The 22,095-nt window shown below is 41.5% G+C and carries 17 protein-coding genes; 15 read left to right on the top strand and 2 right to left on the bottom strand.

What is annotated here, in order from left to right; all coding sequences use genetic code 11:
• Positions 1-886: 886 nt before the first annotated feature.
• The 8 genes from FVA72_RS16045 (at position 887) to FVA72_RS16010 (ending at position 9,543) form a co-directional block, all read left to right on the top strand.
• Complete coding sequence (locus FVA72_RS16045) at positions 887-1,405, top strand: Hcp family type VI secretion system effector (protein WP_004250011.1); 519 nt, start codon at positions 887-889, stop codon at positions 1,403-1,405.
• A gap of 69 nt (positions 1,406-1,474) precedes the next feature.
• A complete protein-coding gene (locus tag FVA72_RS16040; RefSeq protein ID WP_110591335.1) occupies positions 1,475-3,583 on the top strand; it encodes a type VI secretion system Vgr family protein in 2,109 nt (702 codons plus the stop codon).
• The gene (locus FVA72_RS16035) at positions 3,576-4,523 is read left to right on the top strand and encodes a DUF4123 domain-containing protein (RefSeq protein WP_110591336.1); all 948 of its coding nucleotides are present in this window, start codon (positions 3,576-3,578) and stop codon (positions 4,521-4,523) included. Before FVA72_RS16040 ends, FVA72_RS16035 begins: the two co-directional genes overlap by 8 nt.
• Positions 4,524-4,534: 11 nt before the next feature.
• Positions 4,535-6,421, top strand: coding sequence for a hypothetical protein (locus FVA72_RS16030; RefSeq protein ID WP_110591337.1), 1,887 nt, complete (start codon positions 4,535-4,537; stop codon positions 6,419-6,421).
• The gene (locus FVA72_RS16025) at positions 6,333-7,337 is read left to right on the top strand and encodes a hypothetical protein (protein WP_243154718.1); all 1,005 of its coding nucleotides are present in this window, start codon (positions 6,333-6,335) and stop codon (positions 7,335-7,337) included. Before FVA72_RS16030 ends, FVA72_RS16025 begins: the two co-directional genes overlap by 89 nt.
• 11 nt (positions 7,338-7,348) lie before the next feature.
• Entirely contained in the window at positions 7,349-7,618 is a 270-nt protein-coding gene (locus FVA72_RS16020) for a type VI secretion system PAAR protein (RefSeq protein ID WP_110591339.1), read from the top strand.
• A 117-nt stretch (positions 7,619-7,735) separates the two neighbouring features.
• Positions 7,736-8,332, top strand: a complete 597-nt coding sequence (locus FVA72_RS16015) for a LemA family protein (RefSeq protein WP_110591340.1) — start codon at positions 7,736-7,738, stop codon at positions 8,330-8,332.
• Positions 8,329-9,543, top strand: coding sequence for a TPM domain-containing protein (locus FVA72_RS16010; RefSeq protein ID WP_137019278.1), 1,215 nt, complete (start codon positions 8,329-8,331; stop codon positions 9,541-9,543). The genes FVA72_RS16015 and FVA72_RS16010 overlap by 4 nt, the downstream gene beginning before the upstream one ends.
• A 616-nt stretch (positions 9,544-10,159) precedes the next feature.
• Here the strand turns inward: FVA72_RS16010 and FVA72_RS16005 are convergent.
• Positions 10,160-11,293 carry a multidrug effflux MFS transporter gene (locus FVA72_RS16005; RefSeq protein WP_110591342.1) on the bottom strand — a complete coding sequence of 378 codons (1,134 nt, stop codon included), beginning with the start codon at positions 11,291-11,293 and terminating at the stop codon, positions 10,160-10,162.
• Between the two features lie 130 nt (positions 11,294-11,423).
• Between FVA72_RS16005 and FVA72_RS16000 the strand changes: the two genes are divergently transcribed.
• Positions 11,424-12,185 carry an AraC family transcriptional regulator gene (locus tag FVA72_RS16000; RefSeq protein ID WP_110591343.1) on the top strand — a complete coding sequence of 254 codons (762 nt, stop codon included), beginning with the start codon at positions 11,424-11,426 and terminating at the stop codon, positions 12,183-12,185.
• Positions 12,186-12,270: 85 nt separating this feature from the next.
• Here FVA72_RS16000 and FVA72_RS15995 read toward each other — a convergent pair whose 3' ends face one another.
• Complete coding sequence (locus FVA72_RS15995; protein WP_004256842.1) at positions 12,271-13,557, bottom strand: citrate synthase; 1,287 nt, start codon at positions 13,555-13,557, stop codon at positions 12,271-12,273.
• Positions 13,558-14,229: 672 nt separating this feature from the next.
• On the opposite strand from FVA72_RS15995, the gene sdhC reads away from it, so the two are divergent.
• The 6 genes from sdhC (at position 14,230) to odhB (ending at position 22,014) form a co-directional block, all read left to right on the top strand.
• On the top strand, positions 14,230-14,619 hold the full coding sequence (gene sdhC / locus FVA72_RS15990; protein WP_004256840.1) for a succinate dehydrogenase cytochrome b556 subunit: 390 nt from the start codon (positions 14,230-14,232) through the stop codon (positions 14,617-14,619).
• Positions 14,613-14,957, top strand: coding sequence for a succinate dehydrogenase membrane anchor subunit (sdhD, locus tag FVA72_RS15985; RefSeq protein WP_004256832.1), 345 nt, complete (start codon positions 14,613-14,615; stop codon positions 14,955-14,957). Before sdhC ends, sdhD begins: the two co-directional genes overlap by 7 nt.
• Positions 14,958-16,724 (top strand): succinate dehydrogenase flavoprotein subunit, encoded by a 1,767-nt coding sequence (sdhA, locus tag FVA72_RS15980; RefSeq protein WP_004256829.1) that lies wholly within the window; start codon positions 14,958-14,960, stop codon positions 16,722-16,724.
• 35 nt (positions 16,725-16,759) lie between these two features.
• Positions 16,760-17,476, top strand: coding sequence for a succinate dehydrogenase iron-sulfur subunit (locus FVA72_RS15975; RefSeq protein ID WP_004256824.1), 717 nt, complete (start codon positions 16,760-16,762; stop codon positions 17,474-17,476).
• A gap of 498 nt (positions 17,477-17,974) precedes the next feature.
• On the top strand, positions 17,975-20,788 hold the full coding sequence (gene sucA, locus FVA72_RS15970; RefSeq protein ID WP_004256820.1) for a 2-oxoglutarate dehydrogenase E1 component: 2,814 nt from the start codon (positions 17,975-17,977) through the stop codon (positions 20,786-20,788).
• Positions 20,789-20,802: 14 nt separating this feature from the next.
• Entirely contained in the window at positions 20,803-22,014 is a 1,212-nt protein-coding gene (gene odhB / locus FVA72_RS15965) for a 2-oxoglutarate dehydrogenase complex dihydrolipoyllysine-residue succinyltransferase (RefSeq protein ID WP_004256815.1), read from the top strand.
• Positions 22,015-22,095: the final 81 nt, after the last annotated feature.

Genomic DNA, 22,095 nt, shown 5'->3' with positions numbered 1-22,095 from the left:
AGCCACAACTCGAACTATTTAGAGAATTAAATTTTCGTTGCCTTTTAAATCAAAGCGTTGTTGGCTGCATTCACGAACCCTAGTCACATACTTATGTATGCTCCTAGGGCTTCGCTCTCTTGCCGCCTAGCTGTGATTTGAAAAGCATAGAAGATGGATTAATAATATATTTATAGAATTAAATTTTTGTTTTATTCGAGCGGTGGCGGTGTTGGTTTCACTTAATATGTATGTACCTAAGATTTAGTTTGATATTTGAACGTATTATCAATATGAGGGATACTTATCATAAGCTTAGATAAGTATCCCTCTGTTTTTTTTTACTATTATTCTTTAATATAGTGCTTTCTTGCTAAATTATTGTACCGCTCCTATGTCACATAGGAAAAACGTAAAATTTACAGTTGGTTAGCATATTTATCAATATTAATCACTAGTAATTTCATGATAAACAGTTAAATGTACTATAAAATTAGGCCGATAATTTCACTGTCAGTGAAGATGGCTTAAATTTTCTATTTTATTTATTTTAAATCATGTGGTTGCGATAACCTCTTAAGCTGAAATATTTGGTTACATAGTTTATTTCTATGTACATTAGAACTTACTGGGCTTATCGCAGTTTGGTCTATTTTTTGCTCGATGATTGTTTTGTTATGATTCGTTTTTGGTGTTTTTCTGGAGTTATATAGCGATATTTCAACCCGTTTACGCTAAGTCACTTATCCTAGAGAGATACAAACTGGCCCTCCGGTTTACAGTCCATTCATCAGCTTTTATTATCCTTAACTCAAATCTTACCGTGCGCACGGGCTGAGATGACGGAAATTAATCGATAATTATGTCGACTTAACCCAATTTGTCATTCTGGATAAAGGATATCGCTATGCCAACTCCATGTTATATTTCCATTGAGGGAAAAACCCAAGGCAACATCACTGCCGGTGCATTTACTGCCGATTCAGTGGGTAACATCTATGTGCAAGGTCATGAAGACCAAATGTTAGTGCAAGAGTTTTCTCACGTTGTGACTGTACCGACAGACCCACAATCCGGCCAGCCTTCAGGCCAACGTGCGCACAAGCCGTTCCGTTTCACCGTGGCGTTAAATAAAGCCGTTCCGCTGCTGTATAACGCCTTAGCGTCTGGCGAAATGCTGCCGAAAGTGGAACTGAAATGGTATCGCACATCAGTGGAAGGGAAGCAAGAGCATTTCTTCACCACCACACTGACCGATGCGACTATCGTCAATATCGATTGCCAAATGCCGCACTGCCAAGACCCGGCAAAAGCTGATTTCACGCAACTTATCGAAGTCTCTCTGTCTTACCGCAAAGTGGACTGGGAGCATACCGTTGCTGGCACCTCTGGTGCTGATGACTGGCGTGCGCCGCTCGAAGCGTAAGTTCGAATTTAGCGAGCCTTTCGAGGCTCGTTTGCGTTTTTAGCTTTTTCTTCCGTAGAGGAAATTCCCATGTCTTGGACAGACCCCAATAAAAACAAACGACTTGGCAGCCCCGAAAATAACCCGCTTATTCACGGTGGTGGGTATGCGGGTGGCAGAACCTATGCACAGGACCAAGCCTTGCAAGAAGCCCATGGTCAACTGCTAGACCGTATTATGAATGGCGAAATGGGGACAGGATTAGTATTCACTTGTACGATTGGTGGGCTACCTGAAAATACCTTTCAAGTCACGCAATTTGATTTACAAGAAGGGCTTTCCCAACTCTTTTCACTGTCGATTCAGGCGGTCAGCCCGTTACCCGAGATTGATTTTCAAACAGTATTGGGTGTGGCCTCCTCGCTGACTGTAAAACGAGATGGAAAAATTCTTCGCACGGTACAAGGGATTTTAGCGGGGGCTGAACAAGGGAATACCGATGGGGTTAAAACCTGGTATCACTTTGTGATACGCCCTGAAATGTGGGTGATGACGCTTAAGCAAGACAGCCGCATTTTCCAAAATATGACGGTGCCGAACATTCTTGAGACGCTATTAAGCGAGTCTCACATCAAATTTGATAAGCAGTTTTACCACCCTGAAGAGCATCTAAAACGCGAGTATATCACCCAAAAGCGTGAAACGATGTATGAGTTCTGGTGTCGCCTCGCTGCCGAAGAAGGGATTAATTACTGGTTCGAAGAAGGCCCACAACTGTTTTACAGTGACCGTCATTTAGGCATGAAAGCGGGGATATCGCTCACCTATAATCCGCAATCTGAAACGGATATCACCGACAGCACCGCCACCACATGGCGCTATGCCGAGCAGTTGTGCAGCGATATTCGCGTGGATAAAGACTACAATCAACTCAGGCCCTCTTACCCGCTGAGTCATCAAGTCACTGGGGAAGTGCATCAACAACATGAAATCTTTGAAAGCTATGGTCGCTTTCAAGAAGATGCGCAGGGGCAACCTTTTAACCAAATTCGCTACGAACAATCACAAAACCAGCGGCAAGTAGGAACGGCTACGACGAACTGCATTGAGTTAGCACCGGGGCGTATTTTTACCTTGTCTAACCATCCTAGCCCTCGAATGAATACGACGTGGCAAGTGATTAGCGTATCCCATCACGGTGTGCAACCTCTTGCTGATAACAGTGGCGGTGAAGGGACTCAATTGAGTAACCAGCTGTCCTTTGTGCCTAGCACTCAAGAATGGCGTCCCCCTTATCGTTATAAACCTACAGCGGATGGGGATGAGCTGGCTACCGTTGTCGGGCCACCGGGTGAAGAAATTTACACCAACTCACAAGGGGCGGTTACGGTCTATTTCCATTGGGACAGGCGCGGCAAACCTGACCATAGCGCGTCTTGTTGGGTGCGAGTCGCCCACGGTTGGAACGGCGATGGCTTTGGGTTTATGTCCATCCCCAGAATTGGGCAGGAAGTGATTATTTCCTATCTTAACAATGATATAGATAAACCGATTATTACAGGCTGTACCTATAATGGCCGTAATCGACCGCCCATTGATTTACCGAAACACAAAACACGCACGACATTTCGCACCAAAACCCACAAAGGGGATGGCTTTAATGAGTTGCGTTTTGAAGATGAAGCAGGCCAAGAAGAAATCTATCTGCATGCGCAAAAGAATTTGGCCATCAATGTGCTGAACTCACGGGGTGAACGGATTAATTACGACCGGACAACCAGCATTGGCCATAACGATGAACTGGTTGTTGCCAGTAATCGGACCGTGACGGTTGAAGGTAATCAAGCGCACAAAACAACCGGTAACTATCAAGACAAAGTTGAGGGAGACCACCACCTTTCGGTTGAGGGGGATTTGGTTAAGGCAATACAAGGTGTGGTCAGCGTGAATGCACAAGGGGATATCACCTTACAAAGCAGCAGTAAAATCACGTTAAAAGTGGGCGGAAGCTTTGTCGTTGTTCACAGCGGTGGCGTGGATATTAAAGGACCGGCGATAAACTTAAATTCAGGGGGAAGCCCTGGGGATATCCTGCAAGCGACTAACCCTGCGGTACTCAAAGCCGCTGCGAGCAGTGGCGCGGCCTTTGTGGCGCATTGTCCCATGAAGGAAGGGCAAGAGGAGGCGGAAAATGGTTAAACCTGAAACGTGCTATGCCGTTATCGATGCAGCTTCCGAGCCCGATGTCTTTAATTTGTTCGCCGAGCACGAACCGCCGGCGAGTTGCCTATACAGCGAACCGATTCAACCGGAGATTGTGTCATTAGCGCCCTATTTAGTGGAAGTGACCGAAGAGGTGCAACGCTGGTTAAGTACGCGAGAGACGCCTTGGGGAATTTATGTTTATACGCACGCAACCATGCGTGAGTTACGTCAGCATCTGCGCAAATACTTGATGGTGATGATACCGGGGCAAGAAAAACCGGTCTTTTGGCGTTTTTATGACCCTCGCAATGTGTGGGATGTGCTTGGAACCTTTGATAATTGGCGTTTGCATGTGTTTTTAGGTCCTATCACGAAACTGAAGACATTGCTATGGGGAGAGGAAACGGCTTCCCGCTTTGAGCGTGAGCGCCGCGGATTTCCGGATAATGCGAAGCTTGGGGGCAAGCTGATGCGTTTTACTGATGCAGAAATGAAATTATTATCTCAACAAAAAATAGCGTTACTAACAGCGAAAATGGCACTTTTTTTTGTTCGAGCAACTGAAAAATATCAGACCCAAAAAGAACATGAAACGACTGAAAGTTTAATCTTGCAAACTATCTGTAATCCCAAAATACGTTCATTAAAATATTTTACGTCAGATTTGTGTCATGAAAAAACATGGGCATTTTACTTTGAGTATGCAAAAAGGATCGTAGATATTTGTTATGAACACGATATCAATCACGAAAAATCAATAAGTCTATTTTGTTATCTTCTTGTCTATTACGAAATATATGAGGTGGATTCTCTTCCTTCGGAATGGCGTGTGATTTTATCAATAACGGATGCAATGGACTTTTATAAAATTGAAAAGTTATCGATGATGTTAATAAATACCATTCCAGATTTTTATCGGCAGTACAGTGCGTAAGGAGATTGCCAGTGTCTAAAGAATATCCAGAGGTCGTTTGTGATTGTAAATTACCCGATGATTGCACACTTGAAGTCGAGATTGAATTTGGTCAACAAAAAGAAACTTATCGCCAAAATGGGATTAAAAAAGATTTTTTTCATATTATCGAATTTAAAGGTAAAAATAGTTTTCTAGCGGCAGAGCTTTCTGATTTTAATAATATTTTCAACATTGAAAAAAATCCTGAATCGTTTTTACCTGAAATCTCAGTGCCTTTTAAGGTAAAGACCTGTTCGAAGGTATGTGTCTCTAATAATCCTGAGTGCCCCATTGGAAATGTCTATGGTGATGTTGCCTATGACTTTGGGCAATCAACATCTTATAACAATAAAGTGGCACAAGTACCTCAAGGTGTAAAACCGATTGGGGAAGTCAAGAATACGTTTGTGGGTAAAGTCACGCCAGCTAAGGCATTAGATATTCCGTTAGTTTACACAAAACAATTTCGTCAATTTGGTGCAGAGGTGATGAATCCGTTTACGGTGTTGGCTGATTTATTCGTTGATTTATGGAATGATTTGGATGATGAATACGCCGTTAGTAGATTGAAGCATTCCCAAGAATATCGATTATCGATTGCAGAATGTGGGCACAAACCGTTTGAGCCCAAAATGTATAATGCCTCAATCAACAATAATATTTTGTTAAATGCAGGGGCTTTCGTGTATCAAAAATTTGGTTCGAGGTCGGTTTTTGATACAAAGTTCTATTTAATTTTACAGCAAAAAACCAAAATTGATTTAACGATTGCGTTCAATGAAAAAACAACAGGTCAAAATGATGTTGCGAGAAAAAAATTAACTGCACAAAAGAACCAAGCGTTGGGCCATAACGGCTCAAAACCTCACAGTGGCTGGACAAAATCAGGTACAGAACTGACAACCTCAAGTATTAAATTTGAAGGCTCGATTTCAAAAATATTGGGGATGGACAGTAAAAAATGGAGTGCTGAACTGAAACATGAATACTCACAATTAAAAAAGAAAAAAGAGCTTTCTTTGCTTGAAAAAGTAAATAAAGGCGTCGATAGTTTTAATCGATTATTATCGACCGCTCCAGATAAAAGCCCAAGTAAGTACAAACAACAAGAATATGAATTGGCAAAATTTGAGCTTATTTATCCGACAATCAAAGTCAGTGGTAGCCGAGAAATTGCATTAACAAAAAATAATCAAGTCATGCCTAAATACGATGTGTATTTACGTGGCGACCCGTTTTTTGGTTTCAAATTCACATTTGACATGATACAGGCTTTCGCTGCTTATTTTGGTATCAACACTATTGTCACCGTTATTCGAGAAAGGGGGACACAGAGTGAAGGGAAGGTCAATAGAGGGGAAGATGGGGCATTTATTGGTGTCCAGCTTGATTTAACCTTTAACCTGTCTTTAAACTGCGGCGTAAAATATAAGACAGAGAGTGATGGCATTACAAAATTTGATGAGAAAAGTAGTGATGTCCACTTATCGTTCACAATGAGCTGTGTAACGAACATCCGCGGAGGCTTTCGTTATTATGGTATCTCAGGCTTTTTTAAAGCGGAAGCGAAAGTAACCGCAGTTGTAAAAGCGGCTTGGGTTCCAAATGGAAATGGTGAGATTGTTTTTTATCATGAGGGGATAAAGGCTTATGCGAGTGTTGAATATGGTGTAGGGATCGGAAAAAAAGAAACAGAAGAGAATAATGACGCTGGTAAATTTGGTCATTCAAAAAAGAATATCAAAGTCGAAGAATCAACCAAGCCACTAGATAAGGAGTGGATTATTCATGAACCGTTATCCAAAGAAAAATCAGAGTATCGTTGGTCTATTTTCTCACCATCTAACGAAAGCTATGGGGCATCAGAGATCTGGTAAGCGTCTTTCGTTGAAAAACGTATTGAATATAACGAGTATTATAATGGTATTAGGTTTTAGTGGAGTCAGTATGGCAAAAAATACAATGGATGAAATTTATTTGATTAATTTATCCTCTAATAATGCAGGCTGCGGTATAAAAATTAATGATATGCTTATTATGGATAATGAAAATGCTACTGAAGGGATGTATTCTGCAGGCCAAAATATATCGAGTATGCTAACCAATGAACTAAATACATTAAGTTTAATTATGTATAATGATTCTGTTCTAGCAGAAGAAGAAAAACTAACACCGGAAATGTGGTGTGAGGTGGAACTAAATAAGTTATCCGAAAATGGTAATAGCACATTTATATCAGGTATTAAATTAGCTGGAAATAACGATGGAAAAATAATTATTTCCGATAAATATAAACATAATATGGATCAAGTTTATTTCGGTGGCTCCAATAGAAAAAGTGAAGGAAGTATGCTAGAAGCAAAAAACCAATTTAATTTACAAGGGCTCCCCAAATGGCAATGGGAAAAAGCAACGCCTGTAACGGAATCCGATATTCCTAAGGTTCAAGCGTTTTATTTAGAGCTACAACAAGCCTTTGCTGATAAAAATCTCAACAAATTAAAAGCAATGGGTAAAATATCATGGGATGAGTTTGCTTATGCAGATAATAGTTCCCCTGATCTATTTTGGAACTCTCTAGAATTTAAAGAAATGCTAGATGAAGGATATAAGCCAGCTAAAATAGATTGGAGTCGCTATATATTCAGTACTTATGAAGATAAACGAATATTCCGGTATGAAATTGGTTTTAGCCGACTGTCACCAATAAAATTAGTTAGCCCTGAAGGTCGAACATTTCACTACAATCCCTATTTATCCATTATTGATGGAAAAGTCACGATTGTTCGATAAGGAATTAATTTATGCCAAACATTATTCTTATTGGTGATTCTGATACAGGCCATGGAAAACATGGCCCTACCCATGTGATTACAGGTTCACCAACGGTAAAAGTCGATGGTAAAGCGGTTGCTCGGCAAGGAGATGCGTTAGCGCCTCACGGTGGGCATTCAAGAACTATCGTTGATGGTTCAAGTAGTGTATTTATTGATGGCAAGCCTGCGGCCAGAACAGGTGATACAGTAAGTTGCGGTGGCGTATTAATTGGTAATTCAACGGTAAAAATTGGTTAGAAAATACAATGTTCTGACGGATAATAATTGAGTTCGCTAGGATTGATGATAGTAAAGAAATTAGTGTTATATCAGATAGTCAATATTAACATTAAGTGGTTAATATAAGGATATTTAATGCGCAAGTTAGCGATAGGTTTAGTATTAGTGATGATTGTAATTTTTACTCTGTTAGTTAATTCTTACAATACAATCCAAAAAAATGATGAGTTAGTCTCTGCGGCAGCGTCAGAATTATTAAACCAATATCAGCGTCGATTTGATTTGATCCCTAATCTGGTCAGTACAGTTAAGGGATATTCAAGTCATGAAAGCAATGTGTTACAAGAAATTGTAAAGGCGAGAGCGTCTGTCGGGAAAATTAATGTGGATGGTCGCGTGTTTGATGATCCTGAAATTTCTGCGAGCTATCAAAAAGCTCAAGATAATTTAGGGCAATCTCTATCACGTCTGTTAGTCATTTCAGAAAATTACCCTGAATTGAAAGCAAATTCACTCTATCAAGACCTGATGGTACAGTTGGAGGGAGCTGAAAATCGTATTTCAGTTGCGAGAGGGCGGTATATAGAGGCGGTACGCCATTATAATACTCAAATTAGGCAATTCCCCTATAACTTAATTGCGGAATTTATGGGGTATGATAAAAAAATTAATTTTAACGTTGAGAATGGGCATGAAATCAAAAGAACACCAACGGTGGATTTTAACTCATGATACGTAATATTTTATTTTCCTTGCTTTTATTTAGTGCTATTGCGAGCGCATCAGTGAATAATACACCCCCATTAAAAATAGATAGGGTCATTGATCGTGCAAATTTATTAACGGCGCAGCAATTCAAAACGCTAAATAATTTATTGATTAATTTTGAAAATAATCGGAATGATGGTTCACAATTTGTTGTTTATATCGTTCCGACTACTGGGAGTGAAAATATCGAAACTTTCGCAAATCGTGTTTTTAATCAATGGGGGATAGGTAAAAAGGGGCTTGATAATGGATTACTGCTTGTTGTGGCAATAAATGACCGCAGTGTTCGCTTTGAAGTCGGGTACGGCTATGAGGGGATATTTACCGATGTTCTTGCTGGACGAATTATTCGAAAAAATATGTTGCCGTATTTTAGAGCAGAAAACTATTATACGGGGATTGAGCAAGGGATTATAAATGCCATTCATGTAGCTAATGATAGGCCAATAAGCTCAACGAATTCTCTGATAGATCTTATTCCTCTTAAAATATTACAAACACATTTTATTTTAATTTATGTGATAATATTAGGGCTAATTTATTGTTTTCAGCTTGTATTTTCAACGAAAAAATTGAAAAGAAAAATTAATCAAGTGATCGCGCAGTCAGGTAAAAAAAAGAAAAATTCAGAAAAGCGAGGATATAAGATAGGTGCAAATCAGCTAAAACGGTTAAAAAATTATCTGAATTACTCATTCTATTTTCCAACATCATTTTCGCTGTATTTCCCTGTAGTGTTTTGTTCAGTCGTTGTCATTTTTTATACACAAATAATTCTTAGTGGTATTGTTAACCCTTTTATCTTATTACTGATAGTGGTGTTATCATTATTCTTTAACCTTATTTCATTAACCGTGTTGTTTATTGGCATCAATATCTTATTTCCGATTTATCGACAGCAGAGAAAAGAATGGAAAGCGATTTGTGAGTTCAGTCGATTTGGTTCACCTTTTTATCAACCTTCATATTCAGTAAACACATCCCATAAACACGCTTCTAATTTTACTTACAGTCACGACTTCAGCTCATCAAGCTCATCAAGCTCATCAAGCTCATCAAGTTCATCAAGTTCATCAAGTTCATCAAGTTCATCAAGTTCATCAAGTTCATCAAGTTCATCAAGCGGTGGGGGAGGCGGTTCTAGCGGTGGTGGCGGTGCTTCGGGGCATTGGTAAAGTGTCTACTAAGGTCTTGATTTAGGTTTATAAGTAAGCGTCAGGTGAATCCCACCTAGCTGGTCGTGTATTAAATGTATTGATTTGGTTAAATTAATGTTCCCTTTCAGTAAGAGTACCAATAATCTTGTCATGTATTTCAGTAAATTTTGAATACCTCCATTGATGAGGAAGGTCATCGCTACGATGATCCGTTGGAGCTTCAAAAACTGGTATTTTTTAGATGCGGTCAATAAACAGCATTGAGTGATAACTTACCACAGCGTAATAGTCAACTAACCAATACGATCCCATTTTTTATCGTGTTACTCTTTATGGCTTTTTATACACTTTGGGGTTTTATGGATAGACACTCATCTAAAATGTATGCATTTCAGGATGCAATTAATTATAACAAAAGCATTTATGACTCGTATAATGAACAAGGCAGTAGCCCTCCAAAATATTTAGATAAATATGTTCCATACTTTAACAAAGAAAAATAAGTATATGGGTCTATAATAAAGCATATTATACTGGTGAGCTTAGCCGTAATAGCCAGGCAGAAATATTTTTAATAATTGCCTGGCTAATTTTTGAGCTGTACAGCTACCTAAAAGGGCTTCTCTAAATCTATTTAGTGTACTTGGCTACTCCACCTTAGTGACGCAAAAACCAACACCAAACCCGAAATAGTTAGTACTAAACCTAAGTGTTGGCTCCAACCAGCGACCATTAGACCGATGGCGAGTCCGATGTAGTAAAATAAACCTAAAATTGCCCCGGCAGTGCCTTTTCGGTCGCTATAACGGTTTAATGCATGGGCAAGTATGTTCGGAATCGCAATCCCGTAACCAATAACGACACCAATAACCGGTAAAACAAACCAAATAGAATCCATTAGAGCAAAAACTAAGCAGCCACTAACTAAAGAAATGATACTCGATAGCTTAACAAGTTGTTCAGATGTGTGTTTTTTAGCCAATAAATAGCGATTTGATATCGAACCTAAACCGACCCCAAGCGCTAATAATATCCCTGTTAATCCAAACTGTTGTTGAGTGAGCATTAATTGTTCAAAACTGAAAGGTGCCAGCTGATAATAGCTAAATAAATTAATGTTGAAAAATGCAATCAAGATCACATTTCTAATAATTTCTTTATCTGCAATCATGCGTAAAAATGTCTCAATAAATGAGACTTGCGTCACGTTTTCAGGCTTGGTCTCAGGTAAACGACAGGCGGACCAGAGAAAAAGCACTGCTGCTAAAATCGCTAAGCCGATAAAAACGGCACGATAGCCACCAAAATTGGCTAACCCAGCACCAGATAACATTCCCAAAGCGGGGCTAATTGCTAAAGCAACTCCCATAATAGAAAAAACTTTCGCTAATTCATGGCCTTGGTAGCTATCGCGCATGGCAGTTTGTGTGCCAATTGAACCTACGGCAGCGCCAAATGCTGACAACATTCTCATTAATAATAATAAATAAAAATGTGTGACAAATAACGCGCCAACAGAGGCAATACCATAAATCAATAAACCCGCCAAAATAGTCGGGCGGCGCCCTAAGGTGTCACACATTCGTCCCCAAAACACCACGCCTAATGCAAAAGCAAAGAAATAAAGCGACAGTGTTTGTGAAGCTTGTTCCGCATTTACTGAGAAAGCACTGGCGATATCAGTGAGAGCGGGGCTGTATATGGTTTCCACAATTTGAGGAAACATCATTAAGGCAACAGCAAGCCATAATGAGAGAGGATGTTTCATACTTTTTCCTGCCAATCTACTAAAAATAAAGGGTCTAATCGGATACAACGATTTAATAGCAGGCAGTTTAGTGTTATTTTTATTGTCTTATTACAATAATAAAGACTATAAATATCAAAAAAGAGACATTATGGCTTGGTTAAATCAAACAGATGAATTTCAAACTCACTGGTACCATGCCCCAGTATTGGGAATTGCAGCAAAATTGGGGCAGCATGACTCAGGTTTTCATAAACATGAAATGGGACAGCTTTTGTTTACACAACAAGGGTGTATACGGATTTCACTGGAAAATCGCCTGTCTTTGCTTCCCCCTGGTAGAATGGCTTGGATCCCACCATTTGTTCTTCATAGGGCGCAAATGAGGGCATCAGTGGGGTATCGTTCGGTTTATTTATCAGAAGAATATGCCAAAGAAATCGGGAACGATGTGGTTATTTTAAATATTTCCCCATTGCTAAGGGAAGTGCTAGAACGTATTGCTATTGCTCCGTTTGATAGTGATTGGCAGCAGGGGCGTTTGGCCAACTTATTACCGGTATTTATTGATGAATTACAGAGTGCTGCTTTAGAACCAACACTGTTAGCACTACCGCAAGATAGGCGCTTTAAAGGGGTTGATATCGAACAATTACCACCGAATTTAAACCAATTAGCGCAAACTATCGGTGCGAGTGAGAAGACGATTACACGGATTTTTTTTAAAGAAACAGGAATGAGTTATCAAGCATGGCGCCAACAGTGGCGTTATATTAAAGCCATTGAATTACTCGCACAAGAAAAGCCATATCATTATATTACTCAAGAACTTGGCTTAACAAGTGATAGTGCGTTTATTAGTTTTTTCCGTAAAATGGGTGGGATGACCCCAAGGGAATATCAGCAGCAGTAAGCTAAATGACTTTGGTAAACAAACATGAAAAAGCCCCGAAAATTCGAGGCATTAGCATATGTAGGGGCTCAGATTTAATTAAATATTATTTTTTTGATAATTCAGAGTTGAATTCACGTTTGTCATAGCCAGTATATAGCTGGCGAGGACGTGCAATTTTCAGGCCGTCATCGTGCATTTCATTCCAATGTGCAATCCAGCCAATGGTACGTGCAATGGCAAAAATAACAGTAAACATTGAAGATGGAATACCCATTGCTTTCAAGATGATACCTGAATAGAAGTCAACGTTCGGGTACAGTTTTTTCTCAATGAAATACGGGTCGTTTAATGCGATACGTTCCAGCTCCATAGCGACTTCCAGCAAGCTGTCATTCAAGCCAAGTTCATTTAGAACTTCATGGCAAGTTTCACGCATTACGGTTGCACGTGGGTCATGGTTTTTATAAACACGGTGACCGAAGCCCATTAAGCGGAAAGAGTCATTTTTGTCTTTAGCGCGCTCGATAAATGCAGGGATGTGCTCAACAGTTTGGATTTCTTCCAACATACGTAAGCAAGCTTCGTTAGCTCCACCGTGAGCAGGCCCCCACAGTGAAGCGATACCCGCTGCGATACAAGCAAATGGGTTTGCGCCAGATGAACCCGCAGTACGAACTGTCGATGTTGAGGCGTTTTGTTCATGGTCGGCGTGCAGAATCAAAATACGATCCATTGCGCGTTCTAAAACAGGATTAACTGTGTATTCTTCACATGGTGTAGAGAACATCATGTGCAAGAAATTACCCGCGTATGACAGGTCATTACGTGGATAAACAAAAGGTTGGCCAATTGAATATTTGTAACACATCGCTGCAACTGTTGGCATTTTTGATAGCAGACGATAAGCCGTAATTTCACGGTGGCGTGGGTTATTCACGTCTAATGCATCGTGATAGAAGGCAGCTAGTGCGCCTGTAACACCACATAATACAGCCATTGGGTGTGAGTCACGGCGGAAACCATTAAGCATGCGAGTAATTTGCTCATGGATCATGGTGTGGCGAGTCACCGTATTTTTAAATACGTCATATTGTTCTTGAGTCGGTGCTTCACCGTATAGCAGGATATAACAAACTTCGAGATAAGAGGCTTCAGTAGCGAGTTGATCGATAGGGAAACCACGGTGCAACAGAATGCCTTGTTCACCATCGATATAGGTGATTTTTGATTCACAGGATGCAGTAGAAGTAAAACCAGGGTCGTAGGTAAAGAACCCTTTAGAACCTAAAGTTCGGACATCGATAACGTCTTGACCAATCGTTGGGCTTAAAATATCTAGGTCAATATCACCCTTACTACCAGTCGTTAGCTTAGCTTTGTTATCAGCCATTACGGTCTCCTTAGCGCTTGATAATCGACACCCAACAACCCAGAAGCCCAGCGTTATACTGCGTCTTCGTGCATTGTTCTACCGGTATGCTTTGGAAATCAGCTAGCTATCACATAAAACCTGAAATCTGAGACCGATGACAATGTAGTTAGGTTGTTTATGAGTGTGTAGATGTTATGTTCTTTTTGTTGTTTTCCCTACAATATCATTATTTGTGGTAAGAGGAACAACTTTCATAACTTTTGTTATTAATACCCATCATAGTTCAAATTGAAGAGTATTTAACATTGCAATATTCACGTTTTTTTCTTTTACGATGAAGTGTCAACAGCACCGTTAAGATAATTCTGCCAGACCTATATGTAAGATAAATGTTGAATCATTGTCAAATAAGATAAGCACATTTATACAAAATGTTTAAATCGTGATCCTTCTCACTGTTCGGGCTAAATGTCTCCAAACATTTTGTGTGGGAATTGTAATGGCATTGTGAAGACTTTATACTAGCGGCAGGTCTCCGGATTACCCTGTAGTAGGAGTTCCCAGCGTGATCAGTATGCAACTTTATTTAAACATGATGGATTAGAGTTTGTGTTAAGTTGCATTTTGTACCCCCTGTCGCTGTCTGATTTCCACCCCAGGTCCGGAGGATGGAAAATAATAAAGAGCTGTGTGGGCAAAATTGTGAAAAAACAAAGACCTGTCAACCTTGATTTGCAGACGATTCACTTCCCGATCACTGCAATATCTTCGATCTTGCACCGTGTCTCTGGCGTCATTACTCTCATCGCAGTTGGTATTCTGCTTTGGTTGTTAGGGACATCTCTCTCCTCTCCAGAAGGTTTTCAATACGCGTCTGAAATAATGACTGGCTTTTTTGCTAAGTTCATTCTTTGGGGCATCTTGACGGCTTTGGCTTACCACATCTGTGGTGGTATTCGTCATATGCTAATGGATTTCGGTTGTGTTGATGAAACGCTTGCTGCTGGTAACTCATCTGCAAAAATTACATTTGTCATTACCGTGATTTTAGCAATTCTGGCGGGGGTTTTAGTATGGTAAGTAATGCTTCAGCTTTAGGCCGTACTGGTATCCAGGACTGGCTATTAATCCGTGGTTCTGCGATTGTCATCGCGCTCTATGTACTCTACATTGTTGGTTTTGTTGCTATTAATGACATTACCTATGACGTCTGGCGTGGTTTTTTCGCCTCTTCTGTGACGAAAGTATTCACTATCCTCACGTTGTTCTCGATTCTTGTCCATGCGTGGATTGGCATGTGGCAAGTGCTGACTGACTACGTTAAGCCTTTAGCAATTCGTTTAGTGTTGCAACTGGCTATCGTTGTAGGTCTGTTGGCTTATTTAATTTACGGAACAATTGTTGTGTGGGGTGCATAAATGAATCTGCCAATCAGAGAGTTTGACGCTATCGTTATCGGTGCTGGTGGCGCAGGTATGCGTGCTGCACTGCAAATTTCACAGTTGGGCCTGTCATGTGCTCTGCTGTCAAAAGTCTTTCCAACCCGTTCTCATACTGTTTCAGCGCAAGGCGGTATTACTGTTGCGTTAGGTAATACTCACCCTGATAACTGGGAATGGCACATGTACGATACCGTGAAAGGTTCCGACTACATCGGTGACCAAGACGCTATTGAATACATGTGTAAAACAGGGCCAGAGGCTATCCTTGAATTAGAGCATATGGGGTTGCCATTCTCTCGCCTTGATGACGGAAGTATTTATCAACGTCCATTTGGTGGTCAGTCTAAAAACTTCGGTGGTGAGCAAGCTGCACGTACTGCGGCTGCGGCTGACCGTACTGGCCACGCACTGTTACATACCTTGTATCAGCAGAACTTAAAAAACCACACGACCATTTTTTCTGAATGGTATGCCCTTGATTTAGTTAAAAACCAAGATGGCGATATTGTAGGTTGTACTGCAATTTGTATGGAAACAGGCGAATTAGTTTATTTCAAAGCGAAAGCAACTATTTTAGCAACCGGTGGTGCTGGGCGTATTTACCAATCAACCACTAACGCACACATCAATACAGGTGATGGTGTGGGGATGGCTGCTCGTGCAGGTGTTCCACTACAAGATATGGAAATGTGGCAATTCCACCCAACGGGTATCGCAGGTGCGGGTGTTCTCGTTACTGAAGGCTGCCGTGGTGAAGGTGGTTACTTGCTGAACAAAGACGGTGAGCGTTTCATGGAACGTTATGCGCCGAATGCGAAAGACCTTGCGGGTCGTGACGTTGTTGCGCGTTCTATCATGATTGAAATTCGTGAAGGTCGTGGTTGCGATGGCCCATGGGGTCCACATGCTAAACTAAAATTGGATCACTTAGGAAAAGAAGTTCTGGAATCTCGTTTACCGGGTATTCTTGAGTTATCTCGTACCTTTGCTCACGTTGACCCAATCAAAGAGCCAATCCCAGTAATTCCTACTTGCCACTACATGATGGGTGGTATTCCGACTAAAGTTACAGGCCAAGCCATTCGTTATAACGAAAAAGGTGAAGATGAAGTCATTCCTGGCTTGTTTGCAGTCGGCGAAATTGCCTGTGTATCAGTACACGGCGCTAACCGATTAGGCGGTAACTCACTCCTCGACTTAGTGGTATTTGGTCGTTCAGCGGGTCTGCATTTGAAAGAGTCCATCATGGAACAAGGTTCAATGCGTGATGCGTCTGAATCTGATATCGATGCAGCGATGACTCGTTTTAACCGTTGGGAAGGTGCACGTACTGGTGAAGACCCAACTGAAATCCGTAAAGCACTGCAAACCTGTATGCAGCATAACTTCTCGGTATTCCGTGAAGGTGATGCCATGGCGAAAGGTTTAGAAGAGCTGAAAGTGATTCGTGAGCGCCTGCAAAATGCACGTCTTGATGATACCTCGACTGAGTTTAATACTCAGCGTATCGAATGTTTAGAACTGGATAACCTGATGGAAACGGCTTATGCAACGGCACAAGCTGCAAACTTCCGTACAGAAAGCCGTGGTGCGCATAGCCGCTTTGACTACCCAGAGCGAGATGATGCGAATTGGTTATGTCACTCATTATATTTACCGCAATCTGAAACGATGACGCGTCGTGAAGTCAACATGCAGCCAAAACTGCGTGAAGCCTTCCCACCGAAAATTCGTACCTACTAATGCGTGGTGTTAATCCAGTTGCGGAGAAATAAACTATGAAATTACAATTTTCGATTTATCGCTACAATCCTGATGTGGACAACGCACCACGTATGCAAGATTACACGCTAGAAGTTCCTGAAGGGCGTGACATGATGTTGCTGGATGCGTTAATCCAAATTAAAGAGCAAGACCCAACATTATCCTTCCGTCGTTCTTGTCGTGAAGGGGTATGTGGTTCTGATGGTCTGAACATGAACGGTAAAAACGGGTTGGCATGTATTACGCCATTATCCGCGTTAATCCGTGGTGGGAAGAAAATTGTCATTCGCCCATTACCAGGTCTGCCTGTTGTACGTGACCTGATCATCGATATGACACAATTCTATACCCAATATGAAAAAATTCGTCCATATCTTATTAATGATAATAAGAACCCACCGGCGCGTGAGAATTTACAAACTCCTGCACAACGTGAAAAACTCGATGGTTTATATGAGTGTATTTTGTGTGCATGTTGTTCGACTTCTTGCCCATCTTTCTGGTGGAATCCGGACAAGTTTATCGGGCCTGCAGGCTTGCTGGCGGCGTATCGCTTCTTAATTGATAGCCGTGATACAGAAACCGATTCGCGATTAGATGATCTGAACGACGCTTTTAGTGTCTTCCGCTGTCATAGCATCATGAATTGTGTCAATGTATGCCCTAAAGGACTAAATCCAACGAAAGCTATCGGTCATATTAAATCTATGTTACTAAAACATAGTGCTTAATGATGCATATTTAACCCGCAGTGCTCAGGTGCTGTGGGTTAAAATGAAATAGCACAAAATAAAAACATAAGTTAAAAGAAACGCGTAAAGTAAAAACAATGACATGATTTAAATGCGCGGAAGCTCACAAAAGCGCGAAAACGAAATACCAACAAAGAGCGTCAGAAAGTAACATTGTTACCCATAAAAAGTAGTACTTATTAAAACGTTGTCATTACAAAAGCGTAAAAAAGTGAAAGCAAAGAAAGTAACAGCAAAAAGTAGAAAAAATAGCCAACTGCAAAAAAAGATGAAGACGACAGCCCAAGCATAGGGGCCTTTAAAAACCGCAGCCAGTTTTTAAAGGTTCCTTAAAAGGGAAACCCTTACTGATAAAGGGCCTCCCAAAGAGAGAACATGCATAAAGCACGTCCAAGAGAACCTTTATCGAGGTCGCTTAAATGCGGCGATTAGTTAACCACGGCGAAAACTAAAGCTTTAAAAGCTTAAGGGATCACAATGCAGAACGGCGTAATGAAGGACTGGCTGGATTCAAGCTTTCTGGCAGGCGCGAACCAGACTTATATAGAACAGCTCTATGAAGATTATCTGACTGACCCTAACTCTGTCGATGCCGAGTGGAAAGCAATTTTTGATCAACTACCTGGTGCGGCATTAGGTACTAGCGGTGAACAATTCCACTCCCAAGCGCGCGATTACTTCCGTCGCTTAGCAAAAGACTCTACACGTTATCACACCTCTGTTAGCGATCCAGCTATCGACGCAAAACAAGTCAAAGTTTTGCAATTAATCAATGCGTTCCGCTTCCGCGGGCACCAAAATGCGAATCTTGACCCGTTAGGTCTTTGGAAACGTGAATCTGTTCCAGATTTAGACCCAGCATTCCACAACCTGACGAAAGAAGACTTCAATGAAACCTTCAATGTGGGTTCATTTGCTATTGGCAAAGAAACCATGAAGCTGAGTGAGCTATATGAGCACCTGAAACGTATTTATTGCGGTTCTATCGGTGCTGAATATATGCATATCACAAATACAGAAGAAAAACGTTGGATTCAGCAGCGTCTTGAATCTGTAGACGTATCTAAAATTTTCTCAGTAGAAGAGAAAAAACGCTTCTTAGCAGAATTAACGGCAGCTGAAGGGCTTGAGCGTTACATTGGGGCTAAATTCCCAGGTGCCAAGCGTTTCTCATTGGAAGGTGGTGATTCGCTAATCCCAATGCTGAAAGATTTAATCCACCACGCAGGCAAGCAAGATACCCGTGAAGTTGTTTTGGGTATGGCTCACCGTGGTCGTTTAAACGTTCTAGTTAATATCTTAGGTAAAAAACCTGGCGAATTATTTGATGAGTTCGCGGGGAAACATAAAGACCACTCTAGTGCGGGTGACGTTAAGTATCACCAAGGTTTCTCCTCTGATTTTGAAACCGCAGGTTCTCGTGTTCACTTAGCATTAGCATTTAACCCATCTCACCTTGAGATTGTTAGCCCTGTAGTTATTGGTTCAGTACGTGCTCGTCGTGACCGTCTGGATGAAGGCCGCAGCAATATGGTTCTGCCAATTACCATTCATGGTGACTCAGCAGTAACTGGCCAAGGCGTTGTGCAAGAAACATTAAATATGTCTCAAGCACGTGGTTATGAAGTTGGCGGTACTGTACGTATCGTAATTAATAACCAAATTGGTTTCACTACTTCAAATCCAAAAGATACACGTTCAACCGAATACTGTACTGACATCGTTAAAATGGTGCAGGCGCCAATTTTCCACGTGAATGCAGATGACCCTGAAGCAGTGGCATTTGTAACACGTTTGGCACTGGATTTCCGTAACACGTTCAAACGCGATGTTATGATTGATTTAGTATGCTATCGCCGTCATGGGCATAACGAAGCGGATGAGCCAAGTGCAACTCAGCCAGTGATGTATCAAAAAATCAAACAGCACCCAACACCACGTAAAATTTATGCAGACCGTTTAATTGCAGAAAATGTGTTAAGTGCTAATGATGTCACTGAAATGGTTAATCTGTATCGTGATGCGTTAGATGCGGGTAACTGTGTGGTTGAAGAATACCGTGAAATGGGTCTGAACTCATACACATGGGCTCCATATTTAAACCATGAATGGGATGCATCATACAAATCAACCGTTGATATTAAACGCCTAACTGAACTGGCAACTAAAGTCAGTACTATTCCAGAAGGCGTGGTTGCGCAATCTCGTGTTGAGAAAATCTATGCAGACCGTGCCGAAATGGCGAAAGGTGAAAAACTTCTCGACTGGGGCGCCGCTGAAACTTTAGCGTACGCAACATTGGTTGATGAAGGTGTTCCTGTACGTTTATCGGGTGAAGATGCGGGCCGTGGTACATTCTTCCATCGCCATGCAGTTATTCACAATCAAACGAATGGTTCAGTTTACGTCCCACTGCAGAATATCCATAACGGGCAAGGTGTTTTTAATGTTTGGGACTCTGTTCTGACTGAAAACGCCGTATTAGCATTCGAATATGGTTATGCAACGACAGAACCACGCGCATTGACTATTTGGGAAGCACAATTCGGTGACTTCGCTAACTGTGCGCAAGTGGTTATCGACCAATTCATTAGCTCTGGTGAGCAAAAATGGGGTCGTATGTGTGGTCTGGTAATGCTACTGCCTCATGGTTATGAAGGTCAGGGGCCAGAGCACTCATCTGCACGTTTAGAACGTTACCTGCAACTGTGTGCTGACCAAAACATGCAAGTGTGTGTGCCATCAACACCAGCTCAGGTTTATCACATGTTACGTCGCCAAGCCTTACGTGGCATGCGCCGTCCTCTGATTGTGATGTCACCAAAATCTCTGCTGCGTCACCCGTTAGCGGTTTCTAGCATGGAAGAATTGGCTAATGGTACATTTGAGCCAGTTATCGGTGAAATCGATGAAATCAATCCGAAAAATGTGAAACGCGTCGTTCTGTGTTCAGGGAAAGTCTATTACGATCTGTTAGAACAGCGTCGTAAAAATGAACAAACTGACGTTGCTATCGTGCGTATCGAACAGCTATATCCGTTCCCACACGAAGATATCCAAAAAGCGTTGGCGCAATTTACTGATGTAAAAGACTTTGTATGGTGTCAAGAAGAGCCATTAAACCAAGGTGCTTGGTATTGCAGTCAACATAATTTCCGTGAAGCTATCCCAGCTGGGGCAACTTTACGTTATGCAGGTCGAGCTGCTTCTTCATCTCCAGCAGTTGGCTATACGTCCGTACACCAGGAACAACAAAAAGCCCTGGTTAATGACGCTTTGAACATTGAATAATTAAAGGATAGAAAATGAGTAGCGTAGAAATTCTTGTTCCCGATCTTCCTGAGTCCGTTGCAGATGCTACGGTTGCCACATGGCATAAAAAACCAGGTGACAGTGTTCAGCGTGATGAAGTACTGGTTGAGATCGAAACAGATAAAGTCGTTTTAGAAGTTCCTGCAAGCGAAGCGGGTGTATTAGAAGCTATCGTTGAAGATGAAGGTGCAACAGTATTGTCTAAGCAGTTACTGGGTCGCATTCGTTTAGGCGATAGCACTGGCATTCCAGCTGAAGTGAAAGAAGCACAAGAGTCAACACCTGCACAACGTCAAACTGCAAGTTTAGAAACAGAAAGCAACGATGCGCTGACACCAGCTATTCGTCGTTTAATTGCAGAGCACGATTTAAACCCTGCGGATATCAAAGGGACTGGCGTTGGCGGTCGTTTAACTCGTGAAGATGTTGAAAAACATTTAGCGGCAAATAAATCTGCGACACCTGCGGCGAAAGCACCAGAAGCGCCACAAGCGCCATTAGCGCACCGTAGTGAAAAACGTGTTCCAATGACTCGTTTACGTAAACGTATCGCAGAGCGCCTGTTAGAAGCGAAAAATACGACTGCAATGCTGACGACGTTTAACGAAGTCAACATGCAACCAATCAAAGACTTACGTAAACAATATGGCGAAGTATTCGAAAAACGTCATGGTGTCCGTTTAGGCTTTATGTCTTTCTATGTTAAAGCTGCGGTTGAAGCACTGAAACGCTACCCAGAAGTGAATGCTTCTATTGATGGCGATGATGTGGTTTACCATAACTATTTCGATATCAGTATTGCTGTATCAACACCACGTGGTCTGGTAACGCCAGTGCTGCGTGATGTCGATGCAATGAGCATGGCTGATATCGAGAAGAAAATTAAAGAACTGGCTGTCAAAGGTCGTGACGGTAAATTAACTGTCGAAGACTTAAGTGGTGGTAACTTCACTATCACTAACGGTGGCGTATTCGGTTCTCTGATGTCTACACCTATCATTAACCCACCACAGAGCGCGATTTTAGGCATGCATGCGATTAAAGACCGCCCTATGGCTGTAAATGGTAAGGTAGAAATTCTTCCTATGATGTATTTAGCACTGTCTTACGACCACCGTTTAATCGATGGTAGTGAGTCAGTTGGCTTCTTAGTCGCTATCAAAGATATGCTGGAAGACCCAACTCGTTTACTGCTGGACGTATAGCAACATAACAGGGCAGGGTACAACTTGCCCGGTCTGAAGTAACCGATGCAACCCGTTCGCGGGTTGCTAAATCAGTAACAA

The sequence above is a fragment of the Providencia sp. PROV061 genome (assembly GCF_011045655.1).
In the GTDB taxonomy this organism is placed as follows: domain Bacteria; phylum Pseudomonadota; class Gammaproteobacteria; order Enterobacterales; family Enterobacteriaceae; genus Providencia; species Providencia hangzhouensis.
This window is presented reverse-complemented; position numbering and strand designations above follow the sequence as displayed.

Excerpts from the sequence above, each read along its gene's own strand:
- FVA72_RS16045 (WP_004250011.1), top strand. The coding sequence starts at position 887 with ATGCCAACTCCATGTTATATTTCCATTGAGGGAAAAACCCAAGGCAAC.
- FVA72_RS16040 (WP_110591335.1), top strand. The coding sequence starts at position 1,475 with ATGTCTTGGACAGACCCCAATAAAAACAAACGACTTGGCAGCCCCGAA.
- FVA72_RS16035 (WP_110591336.1), top strand. The coding sequence starts at position 3,576 with ATGGTTAAACCTGAAACGTGCTATGCCGTTATCGATGCAGCTTCCGAG.
- FVA72_RS16025 (WP_243154718.1), top strand. The coding sequence starts at position 6,333 with ATGAACCGTTATCCAAAGAAAAATCAGAGTATCGTTGGTCTATTTTCT.
- FVA72_RS16020 (WP_110591339.1), top strand. The coding sequence starts at position 7,349 with ATGCCAAACATTATTCTTATTGGTGATTCTGATACAGGCCATGGAAAA.
- FVA72_RS16015 (WP_110591340.1), top strand. The coding sequence starts at position 7,736 with ATGCGCAAGTTAGCGATAGGTTTAGTATTAGTGATGATTGTAATTTTT.
- FVA72_RS16010 (WP_137019278.1), top strand. The coding sequence starts at position 8,329 with ATGATACGTAATATTTTATTTTCCTTGCTTTTATTTAGTGCTATTGCG.
- FVA72_RS16005 (WP_110591342.1), bottom strand. The coding sequence starts at position 11,293 with ATGAAACATCCTCTCTCATTATGGCTTGCTGTTGCCTTAATGATGTTT.
- FVA72_RS16000 (WP_110591343.1), top strand. The coding sequence starts at position 11,424 with ATGGCTTGGTTAAATCAAACAGATGAATTTCAAACTCACTGGTACCAT.
- FVA72_RS15995 (WP_004256842.1), bottom strand. The coding sequence starts at position 13,557 with ATGGCTGATAACAAAGCTAAGCTAACGACTGGTAGTAAGGGTGATATT.
- sdhD (WP_004256832.1), top strand. The coding sequence starts at position 14,613 with ATGGTAAGTAATGCTTCAGCTTTAGGCCGTACTGGTATCCAGGACTGG.
- sdhA (WP_004256829.1), top strand. The coding sequence starts at position 14,958 with ATGAATCTGCCAATCAGAGAGTTTGACGCTATCGTTATCGGTGCTGGT.
- FVA72_RS15975 (WP_004256824.1), top strand. The coding sequence starts at position 16,760 with ATGAAATTACAATTTTCGATTTATCGCTACAATCCTGATGTGGACAAC.
- sucA (WP_004256820.1), top strand. The coding sequence starts at position 17,975 with ATGCAGAACGGCGTAATGAAGGACTGGCTGGATTCAAGCTTTCTGGCA.
- odhB (WP_004256815.1), top strand. The coding sequence starts at position 20,803 with ATGAGTAGCGTAGAAATTCTTGTTCCCGATCTTCCTGAGTCCGTTGCA.